Here is a 25,302-nt window from a genome sequence, read left to right as displayed (position 1 = left end):
AAACAGTCCTCTGGGGCTGTTTTTTATGCTATAATTTGGGTATGATGAAACGACAATTTGAAGATGTAACACGTATCGTAATTAAAATTGGCACTAGTTCATTAGTGCTACCAACAGGTAAAATTAATTTAGAAAAAATCGACCAACTGGCTTTTGTGATTTCAAGTTTGATGAATAAGGGCAAGGAAGTTATTTTAGTATCATCGGGAGCGATGGGATTTGGACTAGATATTTTGAAAATGGAAAAACGTCCGACCAATCTTGCTAAACAACAGGCAGTTTCCAGTGTTGGTCAGGTAGCCATGATGAGTCTTTATTCACAAATTTTTGCATACTACCAAACCAACGTGTCACAAATTTTATTGACGAGAGATGTGGTGGTTTTCCCAGAAAGTCTAGCCAATGTTACCAATGCTTTTGAAAGTCTGATTAGTTTGGGCATTGTGCCGATTGTTAATGAAAACGATGCGGTTAGTGTGGATGAAATGGATCATGCGACTAAATTTGGAGATAATGACCGTTTATCTGCTGTTGTTGCTGGTATTACAAAAGCTGATTTATTAATCATGTTGTCTGATATTGATGGCCTTTTTGATAAAAACCCTACTATTTATGAGGATGCGCAGCTACGCAGCCATGTTGCTAATATTACGCAAGAAATCATTGCGTCAGCAGGTGGTGCGGGCAGTAAGTTTGGCACAGGTGGGATGCTAAGTAAGGTGCAGTCTGCTCAGATGGTATTTGAAAACAAAGGACAGATGGTCTTGATGAATGGAGCTAATCCCAGAGATATTTTAAGAGTGCTTGAAGGGCAACCACTAGGCACCTGGTTCAAGCAGATAGAAGAGGTAAGGCATGACTGATATGAGAAGGTTAGGGCAAAGGGCAAAACAAGCTAGTCTTTTAATAGCACCTTTGTCGACGCAAATTAAAAATCGCTTTTTAAGCACCTTAGCAAAGGCATTAGTTGACGATACACAGACTCTCTTAGCCGCTAACCAAAAAGATTTAGCGAATGCTAAAGAACATGGTATTTCTGACATCATGATGGATCGCTTGCGCTTAACTTCAGAACGGATTAAAGCGATAGCACAGGGAGTTCAACAGGTTGCTGACTTAGCTGATCCAATCGGACAAGTCATTAAGGGCTATACTAACCTCGATGGCCTTAAAATCCTCCAAAAGAGAGTTCCTCTAGGGGTGATTGCGATGATTTTTGAGAGTCGTCCGAATGTTTCAGTGGATGCTTTTAGTCTGGCGTTCAAAACCAATAATGCGATCATCCTAAGGGGAGGAAAAGATGCCCTTCACTCAAATAAAGCTTTGGTGAAGTTGATCCGACAAAGTCTGGAAAAATCAGGGATCACCCCAGATGCTGTCCAGCTAGTTGAGGATCCCTCACATGCTGTCGCTGAAGAATTGATGCAGGCAACGGATTATGTAGATGTTTTGATTCCACGTGGTGGTGCTAAATTAATTCAGACCGTTAAGGAAAAAGCAAAAGTGCCTGTCATCGAAACAGGTGTGGGGAATGTGCATATCTATGTGGATGCTCAAGCTGACTTAGATATAGCTACTAAGATTGTTATCAACGCTAAAACAAAGCGCCCAAGTGTTTGCAATGCAGCTGAGGGATTGGTAATTCACGAAGCTGTAGCAGCAAGGTTTATTCCTATGCTTGAAAAAGCGATCAATCAAGTTCAGCCAGTAGAATGGCGGGCAGATGACAAGGCTTTGCCGTTATTTGAGCAGGCAGTGCCTGCAAAAGCAGAGGATTTTGAGACCGAATTTTTAGATTATATCATGTCTGTTAAGGTTGTTTCCTCTTTGGAAGAAGCTATTTCTTGGATAAATCAGTATACTAGTCACCATTCCGAAGCTATCATCACAAGGGATATTAAGGCAGCAGAGACCTTTCAAGATTTAGTGGATGCTGCTGCTGTTTATGTCAACGCTTCAACACGATTTACCGATGGTTTTGTTTTTGGGCTTGGTGCTGAAATTGGGATTTCTACTCAAAAAATGCACGCCCGTGGGCCAATGGGCTTAGAAGCCTTGACCAGCACTAAATTTTATATTAATGGGGATGGACATATCAGAGAATAAGCTACTATAAGGTCCCTTAATGACTAATGAAAGAGAAAAAGAAGAAGCAAAGGTTACTTTAGAAGAACTTTTACATCAGATTCAGGTGATTCATTTGGAATTGAAAATTGTCCGAAATTGGGGCTATTTTGTTTTTTTTTGGAGATGGTATGCTGGTTAGCTGGATCAAACGTCGAAATAATGAGCAAGGTCAACCAATTATTAATAGACTTACAAGTTACTCTTCAAAACTGCCGAAGATAGCTGGCAGACGTCGATAGGCTATTATTAGCTGACTTACCAAATACGATTTGGGATAAAACCTTTGGTATTTGGTTAGACAACCCGCTGACAGATTGTTGTGTGATTAAGGAAGCTAAAAATCTTTTACAAGCAGTTGAAACTCTAGAGGCAGTGGCTAAGTCAGTGCTTGCTAAGTTGGCTGATAGCGAACAAAAAGAACAAGATTAGAGAAGAGGAAGATTCCCACGAGAATGAAATCCTTTTCTCTTACTTTTTCATTTCTAAACCTTTTGAAGTATGGTACAATTAAAGTTATGACAAAAGAATTTCATCACGTGACCGTACTCCTTCACGAAACAGTGGACATGCTTGACATAAAGCCTGATGGGATTTATGTTGATGCGACGCTAGGTGGCTCAGGCCACTCAGCTTATTTGTTGTCCAAACTTGGTGAAGAAGGGCACCTCTATTGTTTTGACCAAGACCAAAAGGCTATTGACAATGCACAAGTTACCCTCAAATCTTATATTGACAAAGGACAGGTAACTTTTATTAAAGATAATTTTAGACACCTCAAAGCACGTTTAACAGCGCTTGGAGTTGATGAAATTGATGGTATCTTATATGACCTTGGTGTTTCCAGCCCGCAATTGGATGAAAGAGAACGAGGGTTTTCTTATAAACAAGATGCTCCATTGGATATGCGCATGGATCGTCAGTCGCTCTTAACAGCTTACGAAGTGGTGAATACCTATCCATTCAATGATTTGGTTAAGATTTTTTTCAAATATGGTGAAGATAAATTCTCCAAGCAGATCGCTCGAAAAATTGAACAAGCAAGAGCTATTAAGCCTATTGAGACAACAACAGAGTTGGCAGAATTGATTAAGGCAGCAAAGCCAGCTAAAGAGTTGAAGAAAAAAGGCCACCCTGCTAAACAGATTTTTCAAGCTATTCGCATTGAAGTCAATGATGAATTGGGAGCGGCCGATGAATCTATTCAGGACGCTATGGAATTATTAGCCCTTGATGGTCGTATCTCAGTTATTACCTTCCATTCTCTGGAAGATCGCCTAACCAAGCAGTTGTTTAAAGAAGCTAGTACGGTGGATGTGCCAAAAGGGCTTCCTCTAATTCCTGAAGATATGAAACCTAAGTTTGAACTTGTTTCACGTAAGCCGATCTTACCTAGTCATTCAGAGTTAACAGCTAATAAAAGGGCACACTCAGCCAAGCTACGTGTTGCCAAAAAAATTCGGAAATAAGCCTATGACAAATGAAAAAAGAACTCAGGCAGTTACAAATGCCTTGCAAAAACGAATAAAAACTTTCTCTAGAATTGAGAAGGCTTTTTATACTGCTATCATTGTAACAGCGATTACGATGGCAGTAAGTATTATTTACCTGCAAAGTCGTAAGTTGCAGCTACAACAAGAAATCACTAGTTTAAATAGTCATATTTCGGATCAAAAACTAGAGCTTAATAATGCCAAGCAAGAAGTAAATGAGTTATCTCGCCGTGATCGTATTATAGATATTGCTGGTAAAGCAGGCTTAAGCAACCGTAATAATAATATCAAGAAAGTCGAGTAATCTATGAAAAAATGGCAAAAATATGTTTTAGATTATGTTGTGCGCGATAGGAGAACTCCAGTCGAAAATCGCGTTCGAGTTGGACAAAATATGATGCTCTTAACTATCTTTATTTTCTTTATTTTCATTATTAATTTCATGATTATTATTGGAACAGATCAAAAGTTTGGAGTTAGTTTGTCAGAAGGGGCGAAGAAGGTTTATCAAGAAACCGTTACGATCCAAGCTAAGCGTGGGACCATTTATGATCGAAATGGTACAGCTATTGCAGTGGATTCTACGACTTATAGCATATACGCAATTTTGGATAAATCATTTGTCTCGGCTTCAGATGAAAAGTTATATGTACAACCTTCTCAGTATGAAACAGTAGCTGATATTTTAAAAAAGCATCTGGGAATGAAAAAAACAGATGTAATTAAACAGCTTAAGCGTAAAGGACTTTTCCAAGTCTCGTTTGGACCGTCAGGGTCTGGCATTTCATATAGTACTATGTCTACTATTCAAAAGGCTATGGAAGATGCCAAAATCAAGGGAATTGCTTTCACAACTAGTCCTGGTCGTATGTATCCAAATGGGACATTTGCTTCAGAATTTATAGGCCTAGCATCTCTAACAGAAGATAAAAAGACAGGTGTTAAGAGTTTAGTTGGAAAAACAGGTCTAGAAGCTTCTTTTGATAAAATTTTATCAGGTCAAGATGGTGTTATTACTTATCAAAAAGATCGAAATGGGACCACACTCTTGGGTACAGGTAAGACTGTCAAGAAAGCTATTGATGGCAAAGATATTTACACAACGCTATCTGAGCCTATCCAGACCTTCTTAGAAACCCAGATGGATGTTTTTCAAGCCAAATCAAATGGTCAGTTGGCCAGTGCAACACTTGTTAATGCTAAAACTGGTGAAATTTTGGCAACAACACAACGCCCCACTTATAATGCTGATACTCTGAAAGGACTTGAAAATACGAACTACAAATGGTACAGTGCACTTCATCAAGGAAATTTTGAACCAGGTTCAACCATGAAAGTGATGACTCTGGCAGCGGCTATTGATGATAAAGTTTTCAACCCAAACGAAACCTTTAGCAATGCTAATGGTTTGACAATTGCAGATGCTACTATTCAAGACTGGTCTATTAACGAAGGCATTTCCACAGGACAGTACATGAATTATGCACAAGGGTTTGCCTTCTCAAGTAACGTTGGGATGACTAAACTTGAACAAAAAATGGGTAATGCAAAATGGATGAATTATTTGACGAAGTTCCGCTTTGGTTTTCCTACTCGTTTTGGTTTAAAAGATGAAGACGCAGGTATATTTCCTTCTGATAATATCGTGACTCAAGCTATGAGCGCTTTTGGTCAAGGGATTTCTGTAACCCAGATTCAAATGCTTAGAGCCTTTACTGCTATTTCTAATAATGGTGAGATGTTAGAGCCACAATTTATCAGTCAAATTTATGATCCTAACACAGCAAGTTTTAGAACGGCAAATAAAGAAATTGTTGGAAAACCTGTATCAAAAAAAGCCGCTAGTGAAACAAGACAATACATGATTGGTGTAGGAACAGACCCTGAGTTTGGAACACTCTATTCAAAAACATTTGGACCAATTATTAAAGTGGGTGATTTACCTGTTGCTGTTAAATCAGGAACAGCACAAATTGGTTCAGAAGATGGAAGTGGTTATCAAGATGGTGGATTGACTAACTATGTCTATTCGGTTGTGGCAATGGTGCCAGCTGATAAACCAGACTTTTTGATGTATGTTACTATGACTAAACCACAACATTTTGGTCCCCTTTTTTGGCAAGATGTGGTTAACCCAGTATTGGAAGAAGCATACTTAATGCAAGATACACTAACTAAGCCAGTAGTATCAGATGCTAATCGTCAAACAACTTATAAATTACCAAACTTTGTAGGAAAGAATCCTGGTGAGACATCAAGCGAGTTGCGTCGAAACCTTGTCCAGCCAGTTGTCCTTGGTACTGGCAGCAAGATCAAAAAAGTATCGCATCAGCCCGGTCAAACGTTAACAGAAAACCAACAAGTTCTCATATTATCAGACCGTTTTGTGGAGGTACCAGACATGTATGGCTGGACAAAATCCAATGTTAAAACCTTTGCTAAATGGACTGGAATAGACATCAGCTTTAAAGGAACAGATTCTGGTCGTGTTATGAAACAAAGTGTTGATGTTGGTAAGTCCTTGAAAAAAATAAAAAAAATGACCATTACTTTAGGAGATTAACATGTTTTTAACCCTTATTGCAGCAATCATATCCTTTATGGTATCTGCTTTCACAATGCCTTATTTTATCAAATTCTATCAATTGAAAAAAATTGGTGGGCAACAAATGCATGAAGATGTCAAGCAACATTTAGCTAAAGCTGGAACACCGACTATGGGGGGAACTGTTTTTCTTTTAGTAGCTACGGCAGTATCGTTATTGGTTAGTCTATTTTCGATCAAAAACACTCAAAGTTTAGCTTTGATTTCAGGCATTTTATCAATTGTTGTCATTTACGGGATTATCGGATTTTTGGATGATTTTTTAAAAATTTTTAAGCAAATCAATGAAGGATTGACAGCCAAACAAAAGTTAGCCTTGCAGTTGGTTGGAGGATTGATGTTCTATTTTTTACATGTTAGTCCAAGTGGCATTTCCTCTATTAATGTGTTTGGTTATCAGCTGCCGCTGGGAATTTTCTACCTATTCTTTGTTTTGTTTTGGGTGGTTGGTTTTTCAAATGCCGTTAATTTGACAGATGGTATCGATGGCTTAGCTTCTATCTCAGTGGTGATTAGTCTAGTGACTTACGGCGTTATTGCCTACGTTCAGAGTCAATTTGATGTTTTGTTACTGATTGGAGCAATGATTGGAGCCTTGCTTGGCTTCTTCTGCTTTAATCACAAACCTGCTAAAGTATTTATGGGAGATGTAGGTAGTTTAGCCCTTGGAGCTATGTTGGCTGCCATTTCTATTGCGCTTCGTCAAGAATGGACTCTCCTGATTATTGGGATCGTTTATGTTCTTGAAACAAGTTCTGTGATGTTGCAAGTGTCCTATTTCAAGTACACCAAGAAAAAATATGGAGAAGGTCGTCGTATTTTTAGAATGACGCCTTTCCACCACCATTTGGAATTGGGAGGCTTGTCTGGTAAAGGCAAGAAGTGGTCAGAATGGCAGGTAGATGCTTTTTTGTGGGGAGTAGGAAGTCTAGCTAGTTTACTAGTTTTAGCTATCTTATACGTGTTCTAAGGGGGATTATCAAGAATAGTCACCAATAGCATTTTGATTAACATCATCAATAAGAGAGTGGAGATGACCCACAAATGCTGATTTTGCGAGTGTTGTCCCACTCCTTTTGCTTGTCTCTAACAATAATGATATAATATGGAAGAAAACGAGGTAAAACATGTCATTTAAAGATTATCATTTTAAGCAATACGTTCAGCAAGCGCTGGAAGAAATTGGCTTTGTCAATCCAACAGAGGTCCAGAAGCGGCTGATTCCTATTGTTAACTCCGGTCGTGACTTAGTTGGGGAATCAAAAACAGGTTCAGGGAAAACCCACACCTTTTTGTTGCCCATTTTTGAAAAACTTGATGAAGCTAAAGCAGAAGTGCAAGTCGTTATTACAGCACCTAGCCGTGAATTAGCAACTCAAATTTTTGATGCTTGTAAACAGATTGCTAAGCACTTCCAAGAAGAGATTCGTTTGGCCAACTATGTTGGAGGCACAGACAAACTCCGTCAGATTGAAAAACTAAAAGACAGCCAGCCGCATATTGTCATCGGGACCCCAGGTCGTATTTATGACTTGGTCAAGTCTGGTGATTTAGCGATTCATAAAGCAACGACCTTTGTTGTGGATGAGGCCGATATGACCATGGACATGGGCTTTTTGGATACGGTAGATAAGATTGCAGCTTCGCTTCCAAAATCTGTTCAGATTTTGGTGTTCTCAGCAACTATTCCACAGAAATTACAACCCTTTTTGAAAAAATACTTGACCAATCCTGTTATTGAACAAATCAAGACAAAGACCGTTATCGCAGATACCATTGATAACTGGCTTGTGTCGACAAAAGGGCGTGATAAGAATGGTCAACTGTTAGAGATTCTCAAAACCATGCAGCCTTATATGGCTATGCTTTTTGTCAATACCAAGGAACGCGCAGATGATTTGCATGCCTTTTTAACAGCTAATGGCTTAAAAGTGGCTAAGATTCATGGGGGCATTCCTCCAAGAGAACGTAAGCGCATCATGAACCAAGTCAAAAAACTGGACTTTGAATACATTGTTGCCACAGACTTAGCAGCGCGTGGGATTGACATTGAAGGGGTCAGCCATGTGATCAATGACGCCATCCCACAAGACTTGTCTTTCTTTGTCCATCGTGTAGGCCGAACAGGTCGAAATGGTATGGCAGGAACTGCCATTACACTTTACCAGCCAAGTGACGACTCAGATATCAAAGAGCTGGAAAAAATGGGGATTGCCTTTACACCGAAGGTGCTCAAAAATGGAGAATTTCAAGATACCTATGACCGTGATCGCCGTCAAAACCGTGAAAAAGCCTATCAAAAATTAGACACAGAAATGATTGGTTTGGTCAAAAAGAAAAAGAAAAAAGTCAAACCAGGTTACAAGAAAAAAATTCAGTGGGCGGTTGATGAAAAACGTCGCAAAGAACGTCGTGCTGAAAATCGTGCTAAGGGCCGCGCTGAGCGTAAGGCCAAAAAACAACATTTTTAAGAACAAAGAGCAAGCAAGTGATCAATTGGCATCTAATCTTGCTTTTTTTACACCTGCTACTTGTATTGTTTACCATTTGTTAACACAAAAAGTGATCATAGCTTTTGCTTATTGCTATAATACGAATTTACTATTTTACATGTGGGTCTAAGAGTGTTAGAATATTAAGACAAACAAATACAAAGGGGAAATACATGACATCAGTGTTTTTAACCAGTGGTTGGGCTTTTTATGATTACCTCATCTCACCGATTCCACATGGGAAACTTTTTAGTTGGCATGCTGTTTTTGATGCCATTCCAAATATTATCCAACGGCTTCCAATTACGCTTGGTTTGACACTATCAGGAGCAACCTTTGGCTTGGTTTTGGCTTTGATTTTTGCCCTTGTCAAAATTAATAAAGTGAAGCTACTATACCCTATTCAAGCTATTTTTGTGAGTTTCTTGCGAGGAACTCCTATTTTGGTACAGTTGATGTTGACCTACTACGGTATTCCCCTCTTTCTAAAATTTCTCAATCAGAAGTATGGCTTTGATTGGAATGTTAATGCAATTCCGGCTTCTATTTTTGCCATTACAGCCTTTGCTTTTAATGAAGCAGCCTACGCTAGTGAAACTATTCGGGCAGCCATTTTATCAGTAGATACAGGTGAAATTGAAGCAGCAAAAAGTCTAGGCATGACTTCTGTGCAGGTTTACCGTCGTGTCATTATTCCTAATGCAACTGTTGTGGCTATTCCAACCTTGATTAATGGGTTAATTGGCTTAACTAAAGGAACATCGCTTGCCTTTAATGCAGGGATTGTCGAAATGTTTGCCCAGGCTCAAATTCTAGGCGGATCAGATTACCGTTATTTTGAACGTTATATCTCTGTTGCTCTTGTCTATTGGTCTATCAGTATTTTGATGGAGCAAGTAGGTCGCTTGATTGAAAACAAGATGGCCATCAAAGCACCAGAACAAGCTAGAAATGAAAAGTTAGGAGAATTGCGTTGATGATTACAATTAGAAATTTGAGCAAGACATTCTCAGGGCAAAAAGTTTTAGATAGTTTGGCTCTTGATATTGAAAAAGGTCAAGTGATTGCTTTAGTTGGTGCTTCAGGAGCAGGGAAATCGACCTTCCTTCGTAGCCTAAACTATTTGGAAAAACCAGATTCAGGCTCCATTAGCATTGGTGACTTTACGGTTGATTTTGAGACCATTACCACAGAGCAAGTCCTTATTTTACGTCGGAAACTTGCCATGGTTTTTCAACAATTTAATCTTTTTGAGCGTCGTACAGCCCTTGAGAATGTCAAAGAAGGTCTTAAGGTGGTCAAAAAACTGTCTGACCAAGAAGCGACTAAACTGGCGCAAGCAGAATTGGCTAAGGTTGGTTTAGCAGATCGAAAACATCATTACCCACGTCATTTATCAGGGGGACAAAAACAACGGGTAGCTTTAGCAAGAGCTCTGGCTATGAAACCAGATGTTTTATTACTAGATGAGCCGACCTCGGCTCTTGACCCGGAATTAGTTGGCGAAGTGGAAAAGTCTATTACTGATGCTGCTAAATCCGGACAGACCATGGTTTTAGTGAGTCACGACATGAATTTTGTTTACCAAGTGGCAGATAGAGTACTCTTTTTAGATCAAGGGAAAATCTTGGAACAAGGAACACCTGAAGAAGTCTTTAGACATCCTCAAAAAGAACGAACCAAAGAATTTTTTGCAAGCTATTCAAAAACATACATTTAATGTTATTCTTTTGTTATAATAAAAAGGTCTAGGTATCCCTGGGCTTTTCTTGTTATGTTTTTTAGAAAAACTTATGGGAAAGAAATAATGACTAGGTGGAAATATGTTAGTAGAAATCTTTAGCCTTTATGTAAAAGGTCTCATTCTCTCAAGCCTTACTATGATTTTAATTTGTTTAATATGGACTTTATGGCGAGCAAAAACCAAAAGAGATAAAACATTGATTGAAAGACAAGCTTTTCTTTATGAGATGCTAATGGTTGCTATTTTAACCATCCCAATTTTATCGTTTGCTTTTATGAGTATTTTGGTTGTCATAAAATCCTAATCATTGCAAGAAGGGATTATCATTGCTAAAATATTGGCAAGAGTAGATTAAAGGAGAAAAATCATGTACGATACATTAATTATTGGTTCAGGACCAGCAGGAATGACTGCCGCTTTATACGCTGCTAGAAGTAATTTATCTGTTGCCATTATTGAACAAGGGGCACCTGGTGGTCAGATGAACAACACTTTTGATATAGAGAATTACCCGGGATATGATCATATATCTGGACCAGAATTAGCTATGAAAATGTACGAACCTTTAGAGAAGTTTAACGTTGAAAACATTTATGGTATTGTTCAAAAAATAGAAAATTTTGGTGACTATAAGTGTGTGTTGACTGAAGATGCTAGTTATGAAGCTAAAACGGTTATTATTGCAACGGGAGCTAAATACCGTGTACTAGGTGTTCCAGGTGAAGAATACTATACTAGTCGAGGAGTTTCTTATTGTGCAGTATGTGATGGTGCGTTTTTCCGTGACCAGGATCTTTTGGTCGTTGGTGGTGGTGACTCAGCAGTTGAAGAAGCTATTTATCTTACTCAGTTTGCTAAAAAGGTAACCGTTGTTCATCGCCGTGATCAACTAAGAGCTCAGAAAATCTTGCAGGACCGTGCCTTCGCTAATGACAAAGTTGACTTTATCTGGGATTCAGTTGTCAAAGAAATTCAAGGTAACGACATTAAGGTCTCCAATGTCCTAATCGAAAATGTGAAAACAGGCCAAGTCACTGACCACGCTTTTGGAGGTGTGTTTATCTATGTTGGTATGAATCCTGTTACAGGTATGGTAAAGGATCTAGAAATTACCGATTCAGAAGGTTGGATTATCACAGATGATCATATGAGGACAAGTATTCCTGGTATTTTTGCGATTGGAGATGTTCGTCAAAAAGACCTTCGCCAAATCACGACAGCTGTTGGAGATGGTGCAATTGCAGGGCAAGGTGTTTATCACTACCTTGAAAGTTTCTCTTCATAAGGTTAAAACTCCTTCATTTTTCCTTGTCTCACCCTTAAAAAAGCTAAATTGCATAAGACCTTTAAGAAATATAAAGAACAGTTTTCCTTAATATCTTTCCTAGATAAATGTTGAAAATTTTCTGAAAAAAGGATATAATAAATAGTATTTTAGTGAATGGAGTTTAGAATGTCTATAAAAGAACAAACAGACAATAACGAACTAGAAAATGGAATGGTAAGGGGCTTAGAAAATCGTCATGTGCAGTTAATTGCGATCGCAGGAACGATTGGAACAGGTCTCTTTTTAGGGGCAGGACGCTCTATTGCCCTAACAGGACCATCTATTATTTTTGTGTATATGATTACAGGTGCCTTCATGTTTATGATGATGCGTGCCATCGGTGAAATGCTCTATTATGATCCAGATCAACACACCTTTATCAATTTTATTTCCAAATACATTGGTCCAGGCTGGGGTTATTTTTCGGGTCTATCCTATTGGATTTCCCTTATTTTTATTGGAATGGCAGAAATCACAGCAGTAGGTGCTTATGTGCAATTTTGGTTCCCAAGCTGGCCAGCCTGGTTGATTCAGTTGGTTTTCTTAGTCTTACTTAGTTCGATCAACTTAATTGCTGTGCGCGTTTTTGGGGAAACAGAGTTTTGGTTTGCCATGATTAAGATTTTAGCTATTTTAGCTTTGATTGCAACAGCTATTTTCATGGTATTGACAGGTTTTGAAACTCACACAGGCCATGCTAGCCTTTCCAATATTTTTGACCATTTTTCCATGTTCCCAAATGGGAAACTAAAGTTCTTTATGGCCTTCCAAATGGTTTTCTTTGCTTATCAAGCTATCGAATTTGTGGGAATTACCACTTCTGAGACGGCTAACCCAAGAAAAGTTCTACCAAAGGCTATTCAAGAAATTCCAACCCGTATTGTGATCTTTTATGTGGGAGCCTTGGTCTCTATTATGGCAATTGTGCCATGGCATCAGTTACCAGTTGATGAATCTCCTTTTGTGATGGTGTTCAAATTGATTGGTATTAAATGGGCAGCAGCCTTGATTAACTTTGTGGTCTTGACATCAGCAGCGTCAGCGCTTAACTCAACCCTTTATTCAACCGGTCGTCATCTCTATCAGATTGCTAATGAGACTCCAAACGCTTTGACCAATCGCTTAAAGATTAATACTTTATCTCGACAAGGGGTGCCAAGTCGTGCCATTATTGCTTCAGCGGTTGTGGTTGGTATCTCAGCTTTGATTAATATCCTACCAGGAGTTGCAGATGCGTTCTCACTCATTACGGCCTCCTCATCAGGTGTATATATTGCTATCTACGCCTTAACCATGATTGCTCACTGGAAGTACCGTCAATCTAAGGACTTTATGGCAGATGGTTATTTGATGCCAAAATATAAAGTGACAACGCCTTTGACCCTTGCTTTCTTTGCCTTTGTCTTTATCTCTCTTTTCTTACAAGAATCCACCTATATCGGCGCCATTGGAGCAACGATTTGGATTATTGTTTTTGGGATTTATAGCAATGTCAAATTTAAATAATAATTAGCGATATAGAACTGAATCCATTAACTCTTTCTTATTTGAGGATGTCATGATGGATCAGTTCTTTTTTTACTTTAGCGATAACTCAAGTTATTTCTAAACCCTAGCCAAAGAGTCTTTTTTAAAATATGTTATAATAGTAACAATAATTCAAAGGAGTCCCCTTTATGTATAAAGATGATAGTTTAACTCTCCATACTGATTTGTATCAGATTAATATGATGCAAGTTTATTTTGAGCAGGGCATTCATAATCGTCATGCGGTGTTTGAAGTCTATTTCCGCAAGGAACCTTTTAACAATGGTTATGCTGTTTTTGCCGGTTTACAGCGCATGGTGGAGTACCTAGAGCAATTTCAATTTTCAGAAACAGATTTGGCTTACCTTGAAGAACTGGGTTATCCAGAAAACTTTTTGACCTACCTTAAAGAGTTACGATTAGAATTGACCATCCGTTCAGCTAAAGAAGGAGATTTGGTTTTTGCTAATGAGCCGATTGTGCAAGTAGAAGGCCCTCTAGGTCAGTGTCAGTTGGTCGAAACAGCTCTTTTAAACATTGTTAACTTCCAGACCTTGATTGCTACAAAGGCTGCTCGTATTCGTTCTGTGATTGAGGATGAACCCCTTTTGGAATTTGGCACCCGTCGTGCACAGGAACTAGATGCTGCGATTTGGGGAACCCGCGCAGCGATGATTGGTGGAGCAGATGCAACAAGTAATGTGAGAGCAGGTAAACGCTTTGATATCCCTGTTTCAGGTACGCATGCTCATGCTTTAGTGCAAGCCTATGGTAATGATTATGATGCTTTCATGGCTTATGCTAAGACCCATAAAGATTGTGTATTTCTTGTTGACACCTATGATACACTTAAAGTAGGTGTGCCAACAGCTATCCGAGTAGCCAAAGAAATGGGTGACAAGATTAATTTTCTAGGTGTTCGATTGGACTCTGGTGACTTGGCTTACCTCTCAAAAACAGTCCGTCAGCAGTTAGACGACGCTGGTTTTACCGAGGCTAAGATCTATGCTTCTAATGACCTCGATGAAAATACCATCCTCAACTTAAAAATGCAAAAGGCCAAAATTGATGTTTGGGGTGTTGGGACCAAACTGATCACAGCCTATGATCAGCCTGCCTTAGGTGCTGTTTATAAGATTGTCTCTATTGAGCAAGAAGATGGCAGCATGCGTGATACGATCAAATTATCAAATAATGCAGAAAAAGTATCCACACCAGGTAAAAAACAAGTTTGGCGCATCACCAGTCGTGAAAAAGGCAAATCAGAAGGCGACTATATCACGTTTACTGATATTAATGTTAATGAATTAACTGAGATTGAGATGTTCCATCCGACCTATACCTATATTAAGAAAACCGTTAAAGAATTTGATGCAATTCCTCTCTTAGTTGATATTTTTGTCAAGGGAGAATTAGTTTACCAGCTACCGACCTTAGCTGAAATCAAGGCTTATGCTAAAAAAGAATTTGACAAGCTTTGGGATGAATACAAGCGTGTCTTAAATCCTCAAGACTACCCAGTAGACTTAGCCCGTGATGTGTGGCAAAACAAGATGGCCTTAATTGATAACATTCGCAAAGATGCTTATGGAAAGAGTGAATGACATGACACTACAAGAAGAGATAATTCGACAATTAGGCGTCAAGGCTAGCATTGACCCACAAGAAGAAATTCGGAAAGCCGTTGATTTTTTAAAAGCTTATTTGCGTAAGCACTCATTTTTAAAAACTTATGTCTTAGGCATTTCGGGAGGTCAGGATTCTACCCTCGCAGGAAAGCTAGCCCAAATGGCCATTGCAGAGTTACGGGAGGAAGCAAGTGATCAAGCTTACCAATTTATAGCTGTTCGCTTGCCTTATGGGGTTCAGGCTGATGAAGCAGATGCGCAAAAAGCCTTGGCTTTTATTGCACCAGATCAGACCCTTACCATTAATATCAAGGCAGCTGTGGACGGTCAAGTAGAGGCTCTACAAGCAGCAGGCGTTGAGATTTCTGATTTCAATAAAGGTAATATTAAAGCACGTCAGCGAATGATCAGTCAATATGCCATTGCTGGCCAAATGGCTGGTGCTGTTATTGGAACGGATCATGCGGCAGAAAACATCACTGGTTTCTTTACTAAATTTGGTGATGGTGGAGCAGATATTCTTCCCCTCTTTAGGCTTAACAAACGTCAAGGAAAGGCTCTTTTGAAAGTTTTAGGAGCAGATGCTGCTTTGTATGAAAAAGTTCCAACTGCTGATTTAGAAGATCAAAAACCAGGCTTGGCTGATGAGGTTGCTCTAGGGGTGACCTATCAAGACATCGACGACTATTTGGAAGGGAAGCTGATTTCCAAAGTAGCTCAAGCAACTATTGAAAAATGGTGGCATAAAGGACAACACAAGCGTCACCTGCCAATCACCATTTTTGATGATTTTTGGAAATAAGAGATGATGTTCAAAGAGTAAAAAAAGAAAACAAAAAAAGTTAGGTTATCCTAACTTTTTTCTTGAAGAAAATCAAATAAGGTCTATAATAGAAGTAATCCTTTAGAATAGAATGGCTGGATAATAACCATCTTGCCAATATTATTTCAGGTGAAGCTTATCTTAATATTTTAGGAGGACAATAATGTCAGCATTAACAGAGACATTTACAGAACAATTATTTGCTCATTACGAAGCCAATGCAAAATTTTCAGCTATTGAGAATGCCGTTACGCATAATGGTTTGCTAAAATCATTAGAAACCCGTCAAAGTGAAGTGGACAATGATTTTGTGTTTTCTATTGATTTAACTAAAGATAAGGTATCTAACCAAAAGGCTTCTGGTCGTTGCTGGATGTTTGCTGCCTTGAACACTTTCCGACACAAATTAATCACAGAATTTAAGTTAGAAAATTTTGAACTGTCACAAGCTCATACTTTCTTTTGGGATAAGTATGAAAAAGCTAACTGGTTTATGGAGCAGGTCATTGCTACAGCTGACCAAGAATTAACCAGTCGTAAAGTTAAGTTTCTCTTGGATGTTCCACAACAAGATGGTGGTCAGTGGGACATGGTGGTTTCCTTGTTTGAGAAGTATGGAGTGGTGCCAAAATCTGTTTACCCAGAATCAATCTCATCAAGTAACAGTCGTGAATTAAACCAGTATTTGAATAAATTATTGCGCCAAGATGCTCAAATTCTTCGTGACCTGATTGCGTCAGGTGCTAAGGCAGACCAAGTTGAGGATCGAAAAGCAGAGCTTCTTCAGGAAATTTTTAACTTCTTGGCCATGACCCTTGGTTTACCACCTCGTCATTTTGATTTTGCCTACCGTGATAAAGATGACCACTATCATGTTGAGAAAGGTTTGACACCGCAAGCGTTTTACGACAAATTTGTTGGCTTAAAGCTTTCTGATTATGTGTCTGTTATTAATGCGCCAACTGCTGATAAGCCTTATGGCAAATCATACACTGTTGAGATGCTAGGAAATGTGGTCGGTAGTCGTGAGGTTCGCTACCTCAACCTTGATATGAAACGTTTCAAAGAACTAGCTATCAAGCAGATGCAGGCTGGTGAGTCCGTTTGGTTTGGCTCTGATGTGGGTCAAGTTTCAGATCGTCAAAAAGGCATTTTAGCAACTAATACTTACGATTTTGAAGCTAGTATGGATATCAATCTTAGTCAAGATAAGGCTGGACGTTTGGATTATAGTGAAAGTTTGATGACACATGCTATGGTTTTAACAGGTGTTGACTTAGATGAAACAGGAAAAACGTTAAAATGGAAGGTTGAAAATTCATGGGGTGAGAAGGTTGGTGACAAAGGTTACTTTGTTGCTTCAGATGCTTGGATGGATGAATATACCTATCAAATTGTTGTCCGTAAAGAATTCTTAACAGCTGACGAGTTAGCGGCTTATGAAAAAGAGCCACAAGTACTAGCTCCTTGGGATCCAATGGGTGCTTTAGCACAATACTAATTCCTTTCTTTGCGACTGTATGAAATCTAAAAGCTGGACAAAACGAACAGCAAACGGATTGGACTCCGCATAAGAAAGTGAACATGAAAAAAATTATTATGCTAAGAAAATGACATATGAAAAAACACGTCTTCGGTATATGGAAACGTGTTTTTTTCATGTATACTCTCTTATGGCATTAGTTGCTATTTATAACAATTTTAAATAAGTCTATTTTGTTTTAGGTTAACGTTTGAAAAATCAGTTGCTAATTCCCTTAACGTTGTACCTTTTCTTTAATACGATTAAAGAATTCTGTTTTTTGTTTTATATTGTATGTGGTAAGTCATTTGTGTCATATAAAAAGCGAGTCCTCACAGAACGTGGACTCGCTTTTTATTTAGATTATCACTTAAGGTAGATATTAAAAGTAACTAAATGGATATGTAATAAAAGGTAGGTACAGACAATAAGTAGAGGTTAGAGATTAATGAGTTGTCTTTTTATCATCGGTAGATGGATGACTGCCATTGTTGTCTGTATTGGTTGAATTACTTGTATCATTGCTACTACTAGTATCATCTGAAGTCGTTTGGCTAGAAGCTGTTGTCGTGTTATTGCTGTAAAGATTGTTGTAAACCGAATTAGTATAGTCGGTGTTGCTCGCATAGGTTCCGCTTAAGTAGAGGAATCCACCACTGCGATAAAGACCATTTGGCATCGTCCAATCTTCACTGTAACCATTTGTTAAGTAAGTCATCATGCTACGATAAACGTCAGATGCAATCTCTAGACTTGATCCGTATACTGGGGTCAAGCGGTTTTTGTAACCTGTCCAAACAGCCATGGCGTAGCGCTTAGTAAAGCCAACAAAGTTTTCGTCTGGCGCTAATGTACCAACATAATCTGGATAAAGGCCGTATTTTTCACCAATTTTAGCTAGTTCCTCATCAGTGTAGTTAGAAGTCCCTGTTTTACCAGCTTGCGCAACACCAGGAATGGCAGCAGCAGTACCTGTACCATAAGTGAGAACAGTTTTTAACATATCTGTCATCATATAGGCCGTGGTTTCTTTCATGGCACGTTTTCCTTTTTCATCAAAAGTTTTACTTGTACCATCACTAAATTCCACTTTATTGACATACCTTGGTTTATGATAAATACCACCATTTGCAAAAGCAGCGTATGCAGCGGCCATTTTTTCACTACTTGCACCATATTTTTTATCTGAGCTACTGTTATTACTTGAGATAGCGTTTGAGTAGTGCATTTCGGGATAGTTAATACCTAAACTGCTTAAGAAAGATCGAGCATAGTCAAGTCCTGCGGCTTCCAGTGCTCGGACTGCTGGGACATTTCGCGATAGCATAATAGCAGCTTGGATTGTCATCCATCCGTTATATCTAAGGTCCCAGTTAAACAATTGGGTAGTGGTTCCAGGCCAATAATAGACTGAGTCATTAGTCGACTGAGCAGTAGAAGTATAAACACCAGATTCAATAGCAGGAGCATAGGCTGTGATTGGCTTCATGGTAGAACCCCAGTCACGATCAGTTAAAACAGCTTGGTTAGTCCCAAATGAAACATTTTCATCTTGATTACGTCCGCCAAGCTGAGCAATAACATGACCATTTGTCACATCAACAATCGTTGAAGCAACTTGGAAATCTTGGTCTGGATAGTAAACATAATCACCAGAATGATAAATATTATAAAGAGTCTGCTGCGCATCGGGGATAATATTGGTATAAACTTTTAAACCAGCGGTAAAAATATCTTTATTCGTTTCTTTTTTGACTTCTTCAATAACTTGTTTTAGATAATTATCCATATATTTTGGATAAGTTGAGCGCTGTTGGAGTGATTGTAGACCTTCAGCGACGGGAGTTGCGATGGCAGTTTCATATTCTGCTTTCGTCAGATGTTTTTCCATGTACATCTGTTGCAACACGACGTTACGGCGATTTTGAGCAGCTTCAGGATGAAGGTAAGGATCATATTGACTAGGAGCTTGAGGGATTCCAGCCAATAGGGCTAGTTGGGCATAAGATAAATCCTTAAGATCCTTGCCATAATAAGACTTAGCGGCTGTCAGCATACCATAGTTGCCATTACCCATATATACTTTGTTGATGTAAAAAGTCAGGATTTCTTGTTTAGTATATTTTCGCTCCATTTGAAGAGCAAGCCAAACTTCTTGAGCCTTACGTTTTAAGGTTTGATCAGATTCATTAGTAGAAAAATAGGCTAGTTTAATGAGTTGCTGATCAAGCGTTGACCCCCCTTGAGTGGTCTGACTCGTTAGATTATGAAAGGCAGCACCAAAAATACGATAAAGATCTACTCCACGATGGTTAAAGAAACGTTTATCTTCAATTGAGGTAATAGCATTAACTAGATTAATAGGGATACTATCAGCTGTTACATTTTCACGCTTTTCAGAACCCAAATCAGCAATCAGATTGTTATTACCGTCATAAACCAAGCTAGAGTTTGTTGATTTTAACTGGGCTTCTGACAGTTTCGGAGCACTGCTAATGTAGAAGGTAAACAAAAGACCACCAATAATAATAACAAGGATAATAAGGCTAAGAATTGCACTTAATACATACTTTAGCCACTTAAGGATTTTTGGATTTTTAATTGTAATCACCGCCTAAAAAATTTTGTTCAATTATGTTTAAATAAGGGACTTGTGGAAAGGCTCCAAATGCTACCTTAAAGCCATTTTTTCTGATATAATCAATGGGCATCGATTTACTGCCATTATCTATCTGATAAAATGAAATCAAGGCTTGAGCAGGTAGGTAGTAAGTCTCCTTCAGTGTGGAAAAGTGAAGAAGGACAAAGCAGATTCCTTTTTGATGTAAAACGCAAGCCATATGTTCAATCTGATGTAAATGGAAATTTTTCATGGGCATAGCTGTTTTTTGCCTGGTTTCTTTTGCTTCAAAATCAACATAATGTCCTTTATAAACGCCGCAATAGTCAGTCGTTGAAGCTTGTCTAAAGTACGCTTCAACGATTTTTGCCCGACTGCGTTTAGGGTAATCCACTTTGACAATTTGGACAGGAGTAGGTTTTTTGTGAATGACAGCTATTTGACGAGATAAATAATAATCATTTGTCGCGTTGATAGCAGCTTCAAAGGACATACCTCTATTGGCGAAGTCCACCTTATTTTGCTTTTGAACGGAACTTACTTTTTGTCGAATAAGATTATGAGGATAATTAACCATTGTTCTCCTAATATTATCTAGTTAATGCTAAAAATTTAAGCACTTTTATTATAACATATTTTTTGAAAGGATAACACCTAATGACTGCGATTCTAATTACAGGTTACCGAAGCTTTGAAATAGGGATTTTTGACCATAAAGACCCACGAGTTTCAATTATTAAACAGGCTATTCGTAAAGATTTAATAGGTTATTTGGAAAATGGTGTGGATTGGTTTATCTTTACAGGGAACTTGGGTTTTGAACAATGGGCTTTGGAAGTAGCTAATGAGCTAAAAGAGGAGTATCCCTTGCAGATAGCTACTATATTCTTGTTTGAAACGCATGGAGATAGGTGGAATGAAAAAAATAAAGAAGTTTTAAGTCAGTTTAGGGCTGTTGACTTTGTAAAATATTACTTTCCAAATTACGAACAACCGACGCAATTTAGTCAATATTATCAGTTTTTATTAGAAAAGACAGAAGGGGCTTATGTTTTTTATGACACAGAAAACGAGACCAACTTAAAATATTTTCTCAAGAAAGCAAAAGATATGCCGCATTATCAGTTGCTATTGCTAACCTTTGATCGGCTAAATGATATGTCACAAAGCTAGCATTGTATTTTTAGGGGTATTGGTATTTAAATACTTGCTTTTTGAACTATTTTTCTGTATCATTGATAATAATACTGAAATATAATTTTGGTAAAAAGATTGACCGTTCGGAGAGTAAAGAATGACAAGTATTATTTATAGTCCTAAAGATATTTTTGAGCAAGAATTTAAGACTAGTATGCGAGGGTTTGATAAGAAAGAAGTTGATGAATTTCTTGATAATGTAATTAAAGATTATGAAAATTTCAATGCTCAAATTGAAGCTTTAAAAGCTGAGAATGAAGCCTTAAAAAAGGCGAAGTTTCAAGCTAGAAATACAGTTTCAGCGACTGTTCAACAACCAGTACCGCAACCGACTCGTGTTGCTCAATCAGCTACTAATTTTGACATCTTGAAACGTATTAGTAAATTGGAAAAAGAGGTTTTTGGTAAACAAATTATTGAGTAATGAAAACTGTGCAATTTTTGGATAATCGCGTAGTATTTTAATACTATGAGGAAAGTCCATGCTAGCACTGGCTGTGATGCCAGTAGTGATTGTGCTAGGCGAACACATAAGCCTAGGGATGTGCATACACATTACGGCGAAGGAAATGGCTAAGTCGTTTGATATGCCAAAGTACTTCTGAAAGTGCCACAGTGACGTAGTTTTTATGGAAACGTAAAAAATGGAACGCGGTAAACCCCTCAAGCTAGCAACCCAAACTTTGGTAGGGGCATGGGATAGTTGGAAACGAACAAGCTATCCTGACTGTCAACAGACGGTAGACAGATGATTATCGAAGGAAATAATTCCTAGTTATTTCCGGAACAAAACATGGCTTATAGAAAATTGCATAATAGGTTAAGCTAGCATTTGCTAGCTTTTATTTGATTTAAAAGAAAGAGATATATGAAAGAAACATTTAGATTAGTCGCAACTGCAGCCGCAGGTTTAGAAGCTGTCGTTGGTAAAGAAGTCAGAGCACTAGGCTTTGATTGTCAGGTTGAAAATGGGAAAGTTTATTTTGAAGGTGATGTAGAAGCGATTGTTAAAACAAATCTTTGGTTACGTGCAGCAGATCGTATCAAAATTATCGTAGGACAATTTCCTGCTAGAACCTTTGAAGAATTATTCCAAGGTGTCTTTGCCTTGGATTGGGAAAATTATTTACCGCTAGGAGCTAAATTTCCAATCTCAAAAGCCAAATGTGTTAAGTCTAAATTGCATAACGAGCCAAGTGTTCAGGCGATTACCAAAAAGGCCGTTGTTAAGAAACTGCAAAAGCATTTCCACAGGCCAGAAGGAGTTCCTCTTCAAGAAGTTGGGTCAACGTTTAACATTGAGGTATCTATTTTAAAAGACCAAGCCACTATTATGATTGACACGACAGGATCTAGCCTATTTAAACGAGGGTATCGCGTTCAAAAAGGTGGAGCACCGATCAAGGAAAATATGGCAGCTGCTATCTTGGCCTTATCTAACTGGTTTCCAGATAAACCTCTGGTTGATCCCACCTGTGGATCGGGAACGTTTTGCATCGAGGCAGCCATGATTGGGATGAATATTGCTCCAGGATTTAACCGTTCGTTTGCTTTTGAAGAATGGAGCTGGGTAGATAAAGATATGGTGCAACAAGTTCGTGATGATGCTGAACAAGAAGCTAATTATGAAATCGAATTAGATATTTCTGGCTTTGATATCGATGGCCGCATGATTGAGATTGCTAAAAGTAATGCTGAAGAAGCTGGTTTATCTGATGTGATTACCTTTAAGCAAATGCGTCTGCAAGACTTTCGAACAGACAAGGTTAATGGTGTAGTGATATCAAATCCTCCTTATGGAGAACGGTTGCTTGATGACAAAGCGGTTGACATCTTGTATAATGAAATGGGACAAACCTTTGCACCATTGAAAACATGGAGCAAATTTATCCTTACAAGTGATGAACTTTTTGAACTAAAATACGGGCAAAAAGCTGATAAAAAACGTAAACTTTATAACGGCACCCTAAAAGTTGATTTGTACCAATTTTATGGGGAAAGGGTAAAGCGACATCTGATATAGAGAGGTAGTAAGCGTGTCAGAAGAAAGCAAAGAAGTCGAAGTAACAAAAGAATCGCAAACATTGGGGCTTAATGAAGCCAAGTCAATGACAATTGGTGAAGCTGTACGCAAACAGTCAGAGATAAAAGCAGGTGTTACTAAGGATGATAGTATTTTAGATAAGTACATTAAGCAACACCGTGACGAAGTTTCTTCTCAAAAGTTTGATGCTAAGTATACAGAGCTTGATACAGCTAGTTTAGATAACTTTATCAAAAAACAAAGAGAAGCATTGAGTAAAGCCGGTCTTGTTGATGACGAACCTGTGTCTGCGGAGTCTGCTGAGCAAGATAGCACTTTGGTTGAAGAAGTAGCTGAAGACTTAGCTCCAATGGAGACTACTGCGGTGGTAACTGGGATTCCGGTGGAAGCGACAGTCCCTGTGTTAGATCTAGATCCATCAGAGAGGGTCATTCCAGAACCACAGATGACCAAGGAAGAACCAAAAAGAGATCAGTTTCTTTCTGAAGATAGCCACCATCCAGCCAAACAAAACACGAAAAAAGGTTGGTTAATAGCTTTATTTCTGCTATTATTGGCCATTCTTGCAGTTGTATTTGGTTGGAACCATTTCTTGAGACAAGACAGTGGTAAAACAACTCAAACAGCAAGTAAACAGACAAAGACCTCTTTGCAGACCGACAGTGCTAAAAAAGCAACGCGCTTGAAGGCTGCTGCTAAAGCTTTCGAAAAACTATATGGTACTTTTTATACAGATGCCACAAAGAGCAAATTAAAAAATAGTGCCTTTGCTACTTTGCCAGATTTAGAAGCTGCCTTGAAAGCTTTGGAAGGCTCTGCTTACTATGATAAGGCGAAAGCAAAAGTCGATTCCCTTAAGAAAGCTATTGCTGCTATTACAGCGGTTAACGGTAAATTTGTTTCCGATGTTGTTGTAGATGGTGAAAAGGTTTCGGCTGAAGTCAAGGCTGATGCTAATTTTGATGATTTATCAAGTGCAACCTTGACAACAGGAAATGCAAATCTTGATGCTGTCTTGCAGGCAAGCATCACAGAAGGTCGTCAGCAACTAGCCAGCAAGGCTGAGGCCGCTAAAGCAGCTAATGAGCAAGCAGTCCAGGATCAAGCAGCTCAAGGACAAAGTACATCAGTAGCACCATCTGGCTATGGCTTGACAAGTTATGATCCTGCAAGCTTACAACGGCATTTATCACGTGTACCTTACAATCAAGATGTTATTGCTGACAGAGCTAACCCATCTTGGGCATTTAATCCAGGAGTTCTTGAAAAAATTGTAGCAACCTCACAAGCTAGAGGTTATATTTCAGGCAACCAATATATTTTAGAGCCGGTTAATATTATTAATGGCAATGGTTACTATAATATGTTTAAGCCTGATGGCACTTATCTGTTCTCTATTAATTGTAAGACGGGTTATTTTGTAGGAAATGGCAAAGGTTATGCTGATGCTTTAGATTACTGAGAAAATCAAAAAAACTGAGATAAGGCAACTTGTCTCAGTTTTTTGATTAATAAAGTATGTTGTCTTAAAATCTGCAGATAGACTTGTTTTTTGTAACAAGTCAAATAGGTCAGTAGGATTGTTATGTTTGACAACACACTAGTATCAGATGACATGGCGACTAAAAGGATCGTCTGAAATCCCTTGATCAATAATCAATTGAGCCCATTCTTTGGCGGCAAAGAGGCTATGATCCTTATAGTTCCCACAGGATTCAAGAGTTGTTCCAGGAACATCTTCCCAAGTAATCCCAGTTGCAATTTCTTCTAGGCTGGATTTAATCACCTTGGCAATATCAGTAGAACTGTGTTTTCCCCACATGATAAGGTGAAAACCTGTTCGACAGCCAAAAGGAGAGCAATCAATCATCCCATCAATGCGTTGGCGGATGAGCTTGGCAAGTAAGTGTTCAATGGTATGCAAACCGGCTGTTTCAATAGAATTTTGGTTAGGCTGCACTAGGCGAACATCAAAATTTGTAATACGATCGCCCTTGGGTCCAAATTCTTCAGAAATAAGACGAACATAAGGGGCCTTTACAATAGTATGATCTAGCTCAAAACTTTCGACGATAACTTCTTTTGTCATTTCAATCTCCTTTGTTTTACACTTTATCATAACACAAATAGTGAGAAAGTGGCTACTTGTGGAGGAG

At 38.5% G+C, this 25,302-nt stretch carries 23 protein-coding genes and 1 other RNA gene; 21 read left to right on the top strand and 3 right to left on the bottom strand.

Annotated elements, in window-relative coordinates; translation table 11 throughout:
• Window positions 1-41 precede the first annotated feature (41 nt).
• From proB to pepC, 16 genes are all read left to right on the top strand, one after another.
• The gene (proB, locus tag B6D67_RS07830) at window positions 42-863 is read left to right on the top strand and encodes a glutamate 5-kinase (RefSeq protein WP_010922558.1); all 822 of its coding nucleotides are present in this window, start codon (window positions 42-44) and stop codon (window positions 861-863) included.
• A complete protein-coding gene (locus B6D67_RS07825; protein ID WP_010922557.1) occupies window positions 856-2,106 on the top strand; it encodes a glutamate-5-semialdehyde dehydrogenase in 1,251 nt (416 codons plus the stop codon). The genes proB and B6D67_RS07825 overlap by 8 nt, the downstream gene beginning before the upstream one ends.
• A 19-nt stretch (window positions 2,107-2,125) precedes the next feature.
• Window positions 2,126-2,266: a hypothetical protein gene (locus B6D67_RS10290; protein ID WP_015055982.1), complete on the top strand. Its 141-nt coding sequence runs from the start codon at window positions 2,126-2,128 to the stop codon at window positions 2,264-2,266.
• Between the two features lie 376 nt (window positions 2,267-2,642).
• Entirely contained in the window at window positions 2,643-3,593 is a 951-nt protein-coding gene (gene rsmH, locus B6D67_RS07810; protein WP_002988893.1) for a 16S rRNA (cytosine(1402)-N(4))-methyltransferase RsmH, read from the top strand.
• A 4-nt stretch (window positions 3,594-3,597) separates the two neighbouring features.
• The gene (gene ftsL, locus B6D67_RS07805; RefSeq protein ID WP_002988895.1) at window positions 3,598-3,921 is read left to right on the top strand and encodes a cell division protein FtsL; all 324 of its coding nucleotides are present in this window, start codon (window positions 3,598-3,600) and stop codon (window positions 3,919-3,921) included.
• 3 nt (window positions 3,922-3,924) lie between these two features.
• The gene (gene pbp2x / locus B6D67_RS07800) at window positions 3,925-6,180 is read left to right on the top strand and encodes a penicillin-binding protein PBP2X (protein WP_002988898.1); all 2,256 of its coding nucleotides are present in this window, start codon (window positions 3,925-3,927) and stop codon (window positions 6,178-6,180) included.
• Between the two features lies 1 nt (window position 6,181).
• Window positions 6,182-7,192: a phospho-N-acetylmuramoyl-pentapeptide-transferase gene (gene mraY / locus B6D67_RS07795; RefSeq protein ID WP_002988900.1), complete on the top strand. Its 1,011-nt coding sequence runs from the start codon at window positions 6,182-6,184 to the stop codon at window positions 7,190-7,192.
• Window positions 7,193-7,349: 157 nt separating this feature from the next.
• Entirely contained in the window at window positions 7,350-8,693 is a 1,344-nt protein-coding gene (locus tag B6D67_RS07790; protein WP_010922555.1) for a DEAD/DEAH box helicase, read from the top strand.
• A 194-nt stretch (window positions 8,694-8,887) separates the two neighbouring features.
• Window positions 8,888-9,691: an amino acid ABC transporter permease gene (locus B6D67_RS07785; RefSeq protein WP_002988904.1), complete on the top strand. Its 804-nt coding sequence runs from the start codon at window positions 8,888-8,890 to the stop codon at window positions 9,689-9,691.
• Window positions 9,691-10,434, top strand: coding sequence for an amino acid ABC transporter ATP-binding protein (locus B6D67_RS07780; RefSeq protein WP_002983603.1), 744 nt, complete (start codon window positions 9,691-9,693; stop codon window positions 10,432-10,434). Before B6D67_RS07785 ends, B6D67_RS07780 begins: the two co-directional genes overlap by 1 nt.
• Before the next feature lie 103 nt (window positions 10,435-10,537).
• The gene (locus B6D67_RS07775) at window positions 10,538-10,762 is read left to right on the top strand and encodes a DUF4059 family protein (RefSeq protein ID WP_002988906.1); all 225 of its coding nucleotides are present in this window, start codon (window positions 10,538-10,540) and stop codon (window positions 10,760-10,762) included.
• 63 nt (window positions 10,763-10,825) lie between these two features.
• The gene (gene trxB / locus B6D67_RS07770) at window positions 10,826-11,743 is read left to right on the top strand and encodes a thioredoxin-disulfide reductase (protein WP_011285660.1); all 918 of its coding nucleotides are present in this window, start codon (window positions 10,826-10,828) and stop codon (window positions 11,741-11,743) included.
• Between the two features lie 168 nt (window positions 11,744-11,911).
• The gene (locus B6D67_RS07765) at window positions 11,912-13,291 is read left to right on the top strand and encodes an amino acid permease (RefSeq protein WP_002988920.1); all 1,380 of its coding nucleotides are present in this window, start codon (window positions 11,912-11,914) and stop codon (window positions 13,289-13,291) included.
• A gap of 170 nt (window positions 13,292-13,461) precedes the next feature.
• Window positions 13,462-14,916 carry a nicotinate phosphoribosyltransferase gene (locus tag B6D67_RS07760; protein ID WP_010922553.1) on the top strand — a complete coding sequence of 485 codons (1,455 nt, stop codon included), beginning with the start codon at window positions 13,462-13,464 and terminating at the stop codon, window positions 14,914-14,916.
• Window position 14,917: 1 nt separating this feature from the next.
• Window positions 14,918-15,742: an ammonia-dependent NAD(+) synthetase gene (gene nadE / locus B6D67_RS07755; protein WP_010922552.1), complete on the top strand. Its 825-nt coding sequence runs from the start codon at window positions 14,918-14,920 to the stop codon at window positions 15,740-15,742.
• A 184-nt stretch (window positions 15,743-15,926) separates the two neighbouring features.
• Window positions 15,927-17,264 (top strand): aminopeptidase C, encoded by a 1,338-nt coding sequence (pepC, locus tag B6D67_RS07750; protein ID WP_029714071.1) that lies wholly within the window; start codon window positions 15,927-15,929, stop codon window positions 17,262-17,264.
• A 466-nt stretch (window positions 17,265-17,730) separates the two neighbouring features.
• On the opposite strand, the gene pbp1a is transcribed toward pepC, so the two are convergent.
• Window positions 17,731-19,896, bottom strand: a complete 2,166-nt coding sequence (gene pbp1a / locus B6D67_RS07745) for a penicillin-binding protein PBP1A (protein ID WP_009880659.1) — start codon at window positions 19,894-19,896, stop codon at window positions 17,731-17,733.
• The gene (gene recU, locus B6D67_RS07740; RefSeq protein WP_010922551.1) at window positions 19,883-20,482 is read right to left on the bottom strand and encodes a Holliday junction resolvase RecU; all 600 of its coding nucleotides are present in this window, start codon (window positions 20,480-20,482) and stop codon (window positions 19,883-19,885) included. The genes pbp1a and recU overlap by 14 nt, the downstream gene beginning before the upstream one ends.
• 80 nt (window positions 20,483-20,562) lie before the next feature.
• Between recU and B6D67_RS07735 the strand changes: the two genes are divergently transcribed.
• The 5 genes from B6D67_RS07735 (at window position 20,563) to B6D67_RS07715 (ending at window position 24,608) form a co-directional block, all read left to right on the top strand.
• Window positions 20,563-21,078 carry an SLOG family protein gene (locus B6D67_RS07735; RefSeq protein ID WP_010922550.1) on the top strand — a complete coding sequence of 172 codons (516 nt, stop codon included), beginning with the start codon at window positions 20,563-20,565 and terminating at the stop codon, window positions 21,076-21,078.
• Window positions 21,079-21,199: 121 nt separating this feature from the next.
• Entirely contained in the window at window positions 21,200-21,526 is a 327-nt protein-coding gene (gpsB, locus tag B6D67_RS07730; protein ID WP_002983626.1) for a cell division regulator GpsB, read from the top strand.
• Between the two features lie 13 nt (window positions 21,527-21,539).
• Window positions 21,540-21,908: RNase P RNA component class B (gene rnpB / locus B6D67_RS07725), an RNA gene on the top strand.
• Between the two features lie 62 nt (window positions 21,909-21,970).
• Window positions 21,971-23,125: a THUMP domain-containing class I SAM-dependent RNA methyltransferase gene (locus B6D67_RS07720; RefSeq protein ID WP_010922549.1), complete on the top strand. Its 1,155-nt coding sequence runs from the start codon at window positions 21,971-21,973 to the stop codon at window positions 23,123-23,125.
• A gap of 13 nt (window positions 23,126-23,138) precedes the next feature.
• The gene (locus tag B6D67_RS07715) at window positions 23,139-24,608 is read left to right on the top strand and encodes a cell division site-positioning protein MapZ family protein (RefSeq protein WP_011285659.1); all 1,470 of its coding nucleotides are present in this window, start codon (window positions 23,139-23,141) and stop codon (window positions 24,606-24,608) included.
• A 144-nt stretch (window positions 24,609-24,752) separates the two neighbouring features.
• On the opposite strand, the gene B6D67_RS07710 is transcribed toward B6D67_RS07715, so the two are convergent.
• The gene (locus B6D67_RS07710) at window positions 24,753-25,235 is read right to left on the bottom strand and encodes an S-ribosylhomocysteine lyase (RefSeq protein ID WP_002988938.1); all 483 of its coding nucleotides are present in this window, start codon (window positions 25,233-25,235) and stop codon (window positions 24,753-24,755) included.
• Window positions 25,236-25,302 lie beyond the last annotated feature (67 nt).

This window comes from Streptococcus pyogenes, from assembly GCF_002055535.1.
Classification (GTDB): Bacteria; Bacillota; Bacilli; order Lactobacillales; family Streptococcaceae; genus Streptococcus; species Streptococcus pyogenes.
The sequence above is the reverse complement of the archived record's forward strand: the minus strand, read 5'-3'. Positions and strand labels throughout refer to the sequence as shown.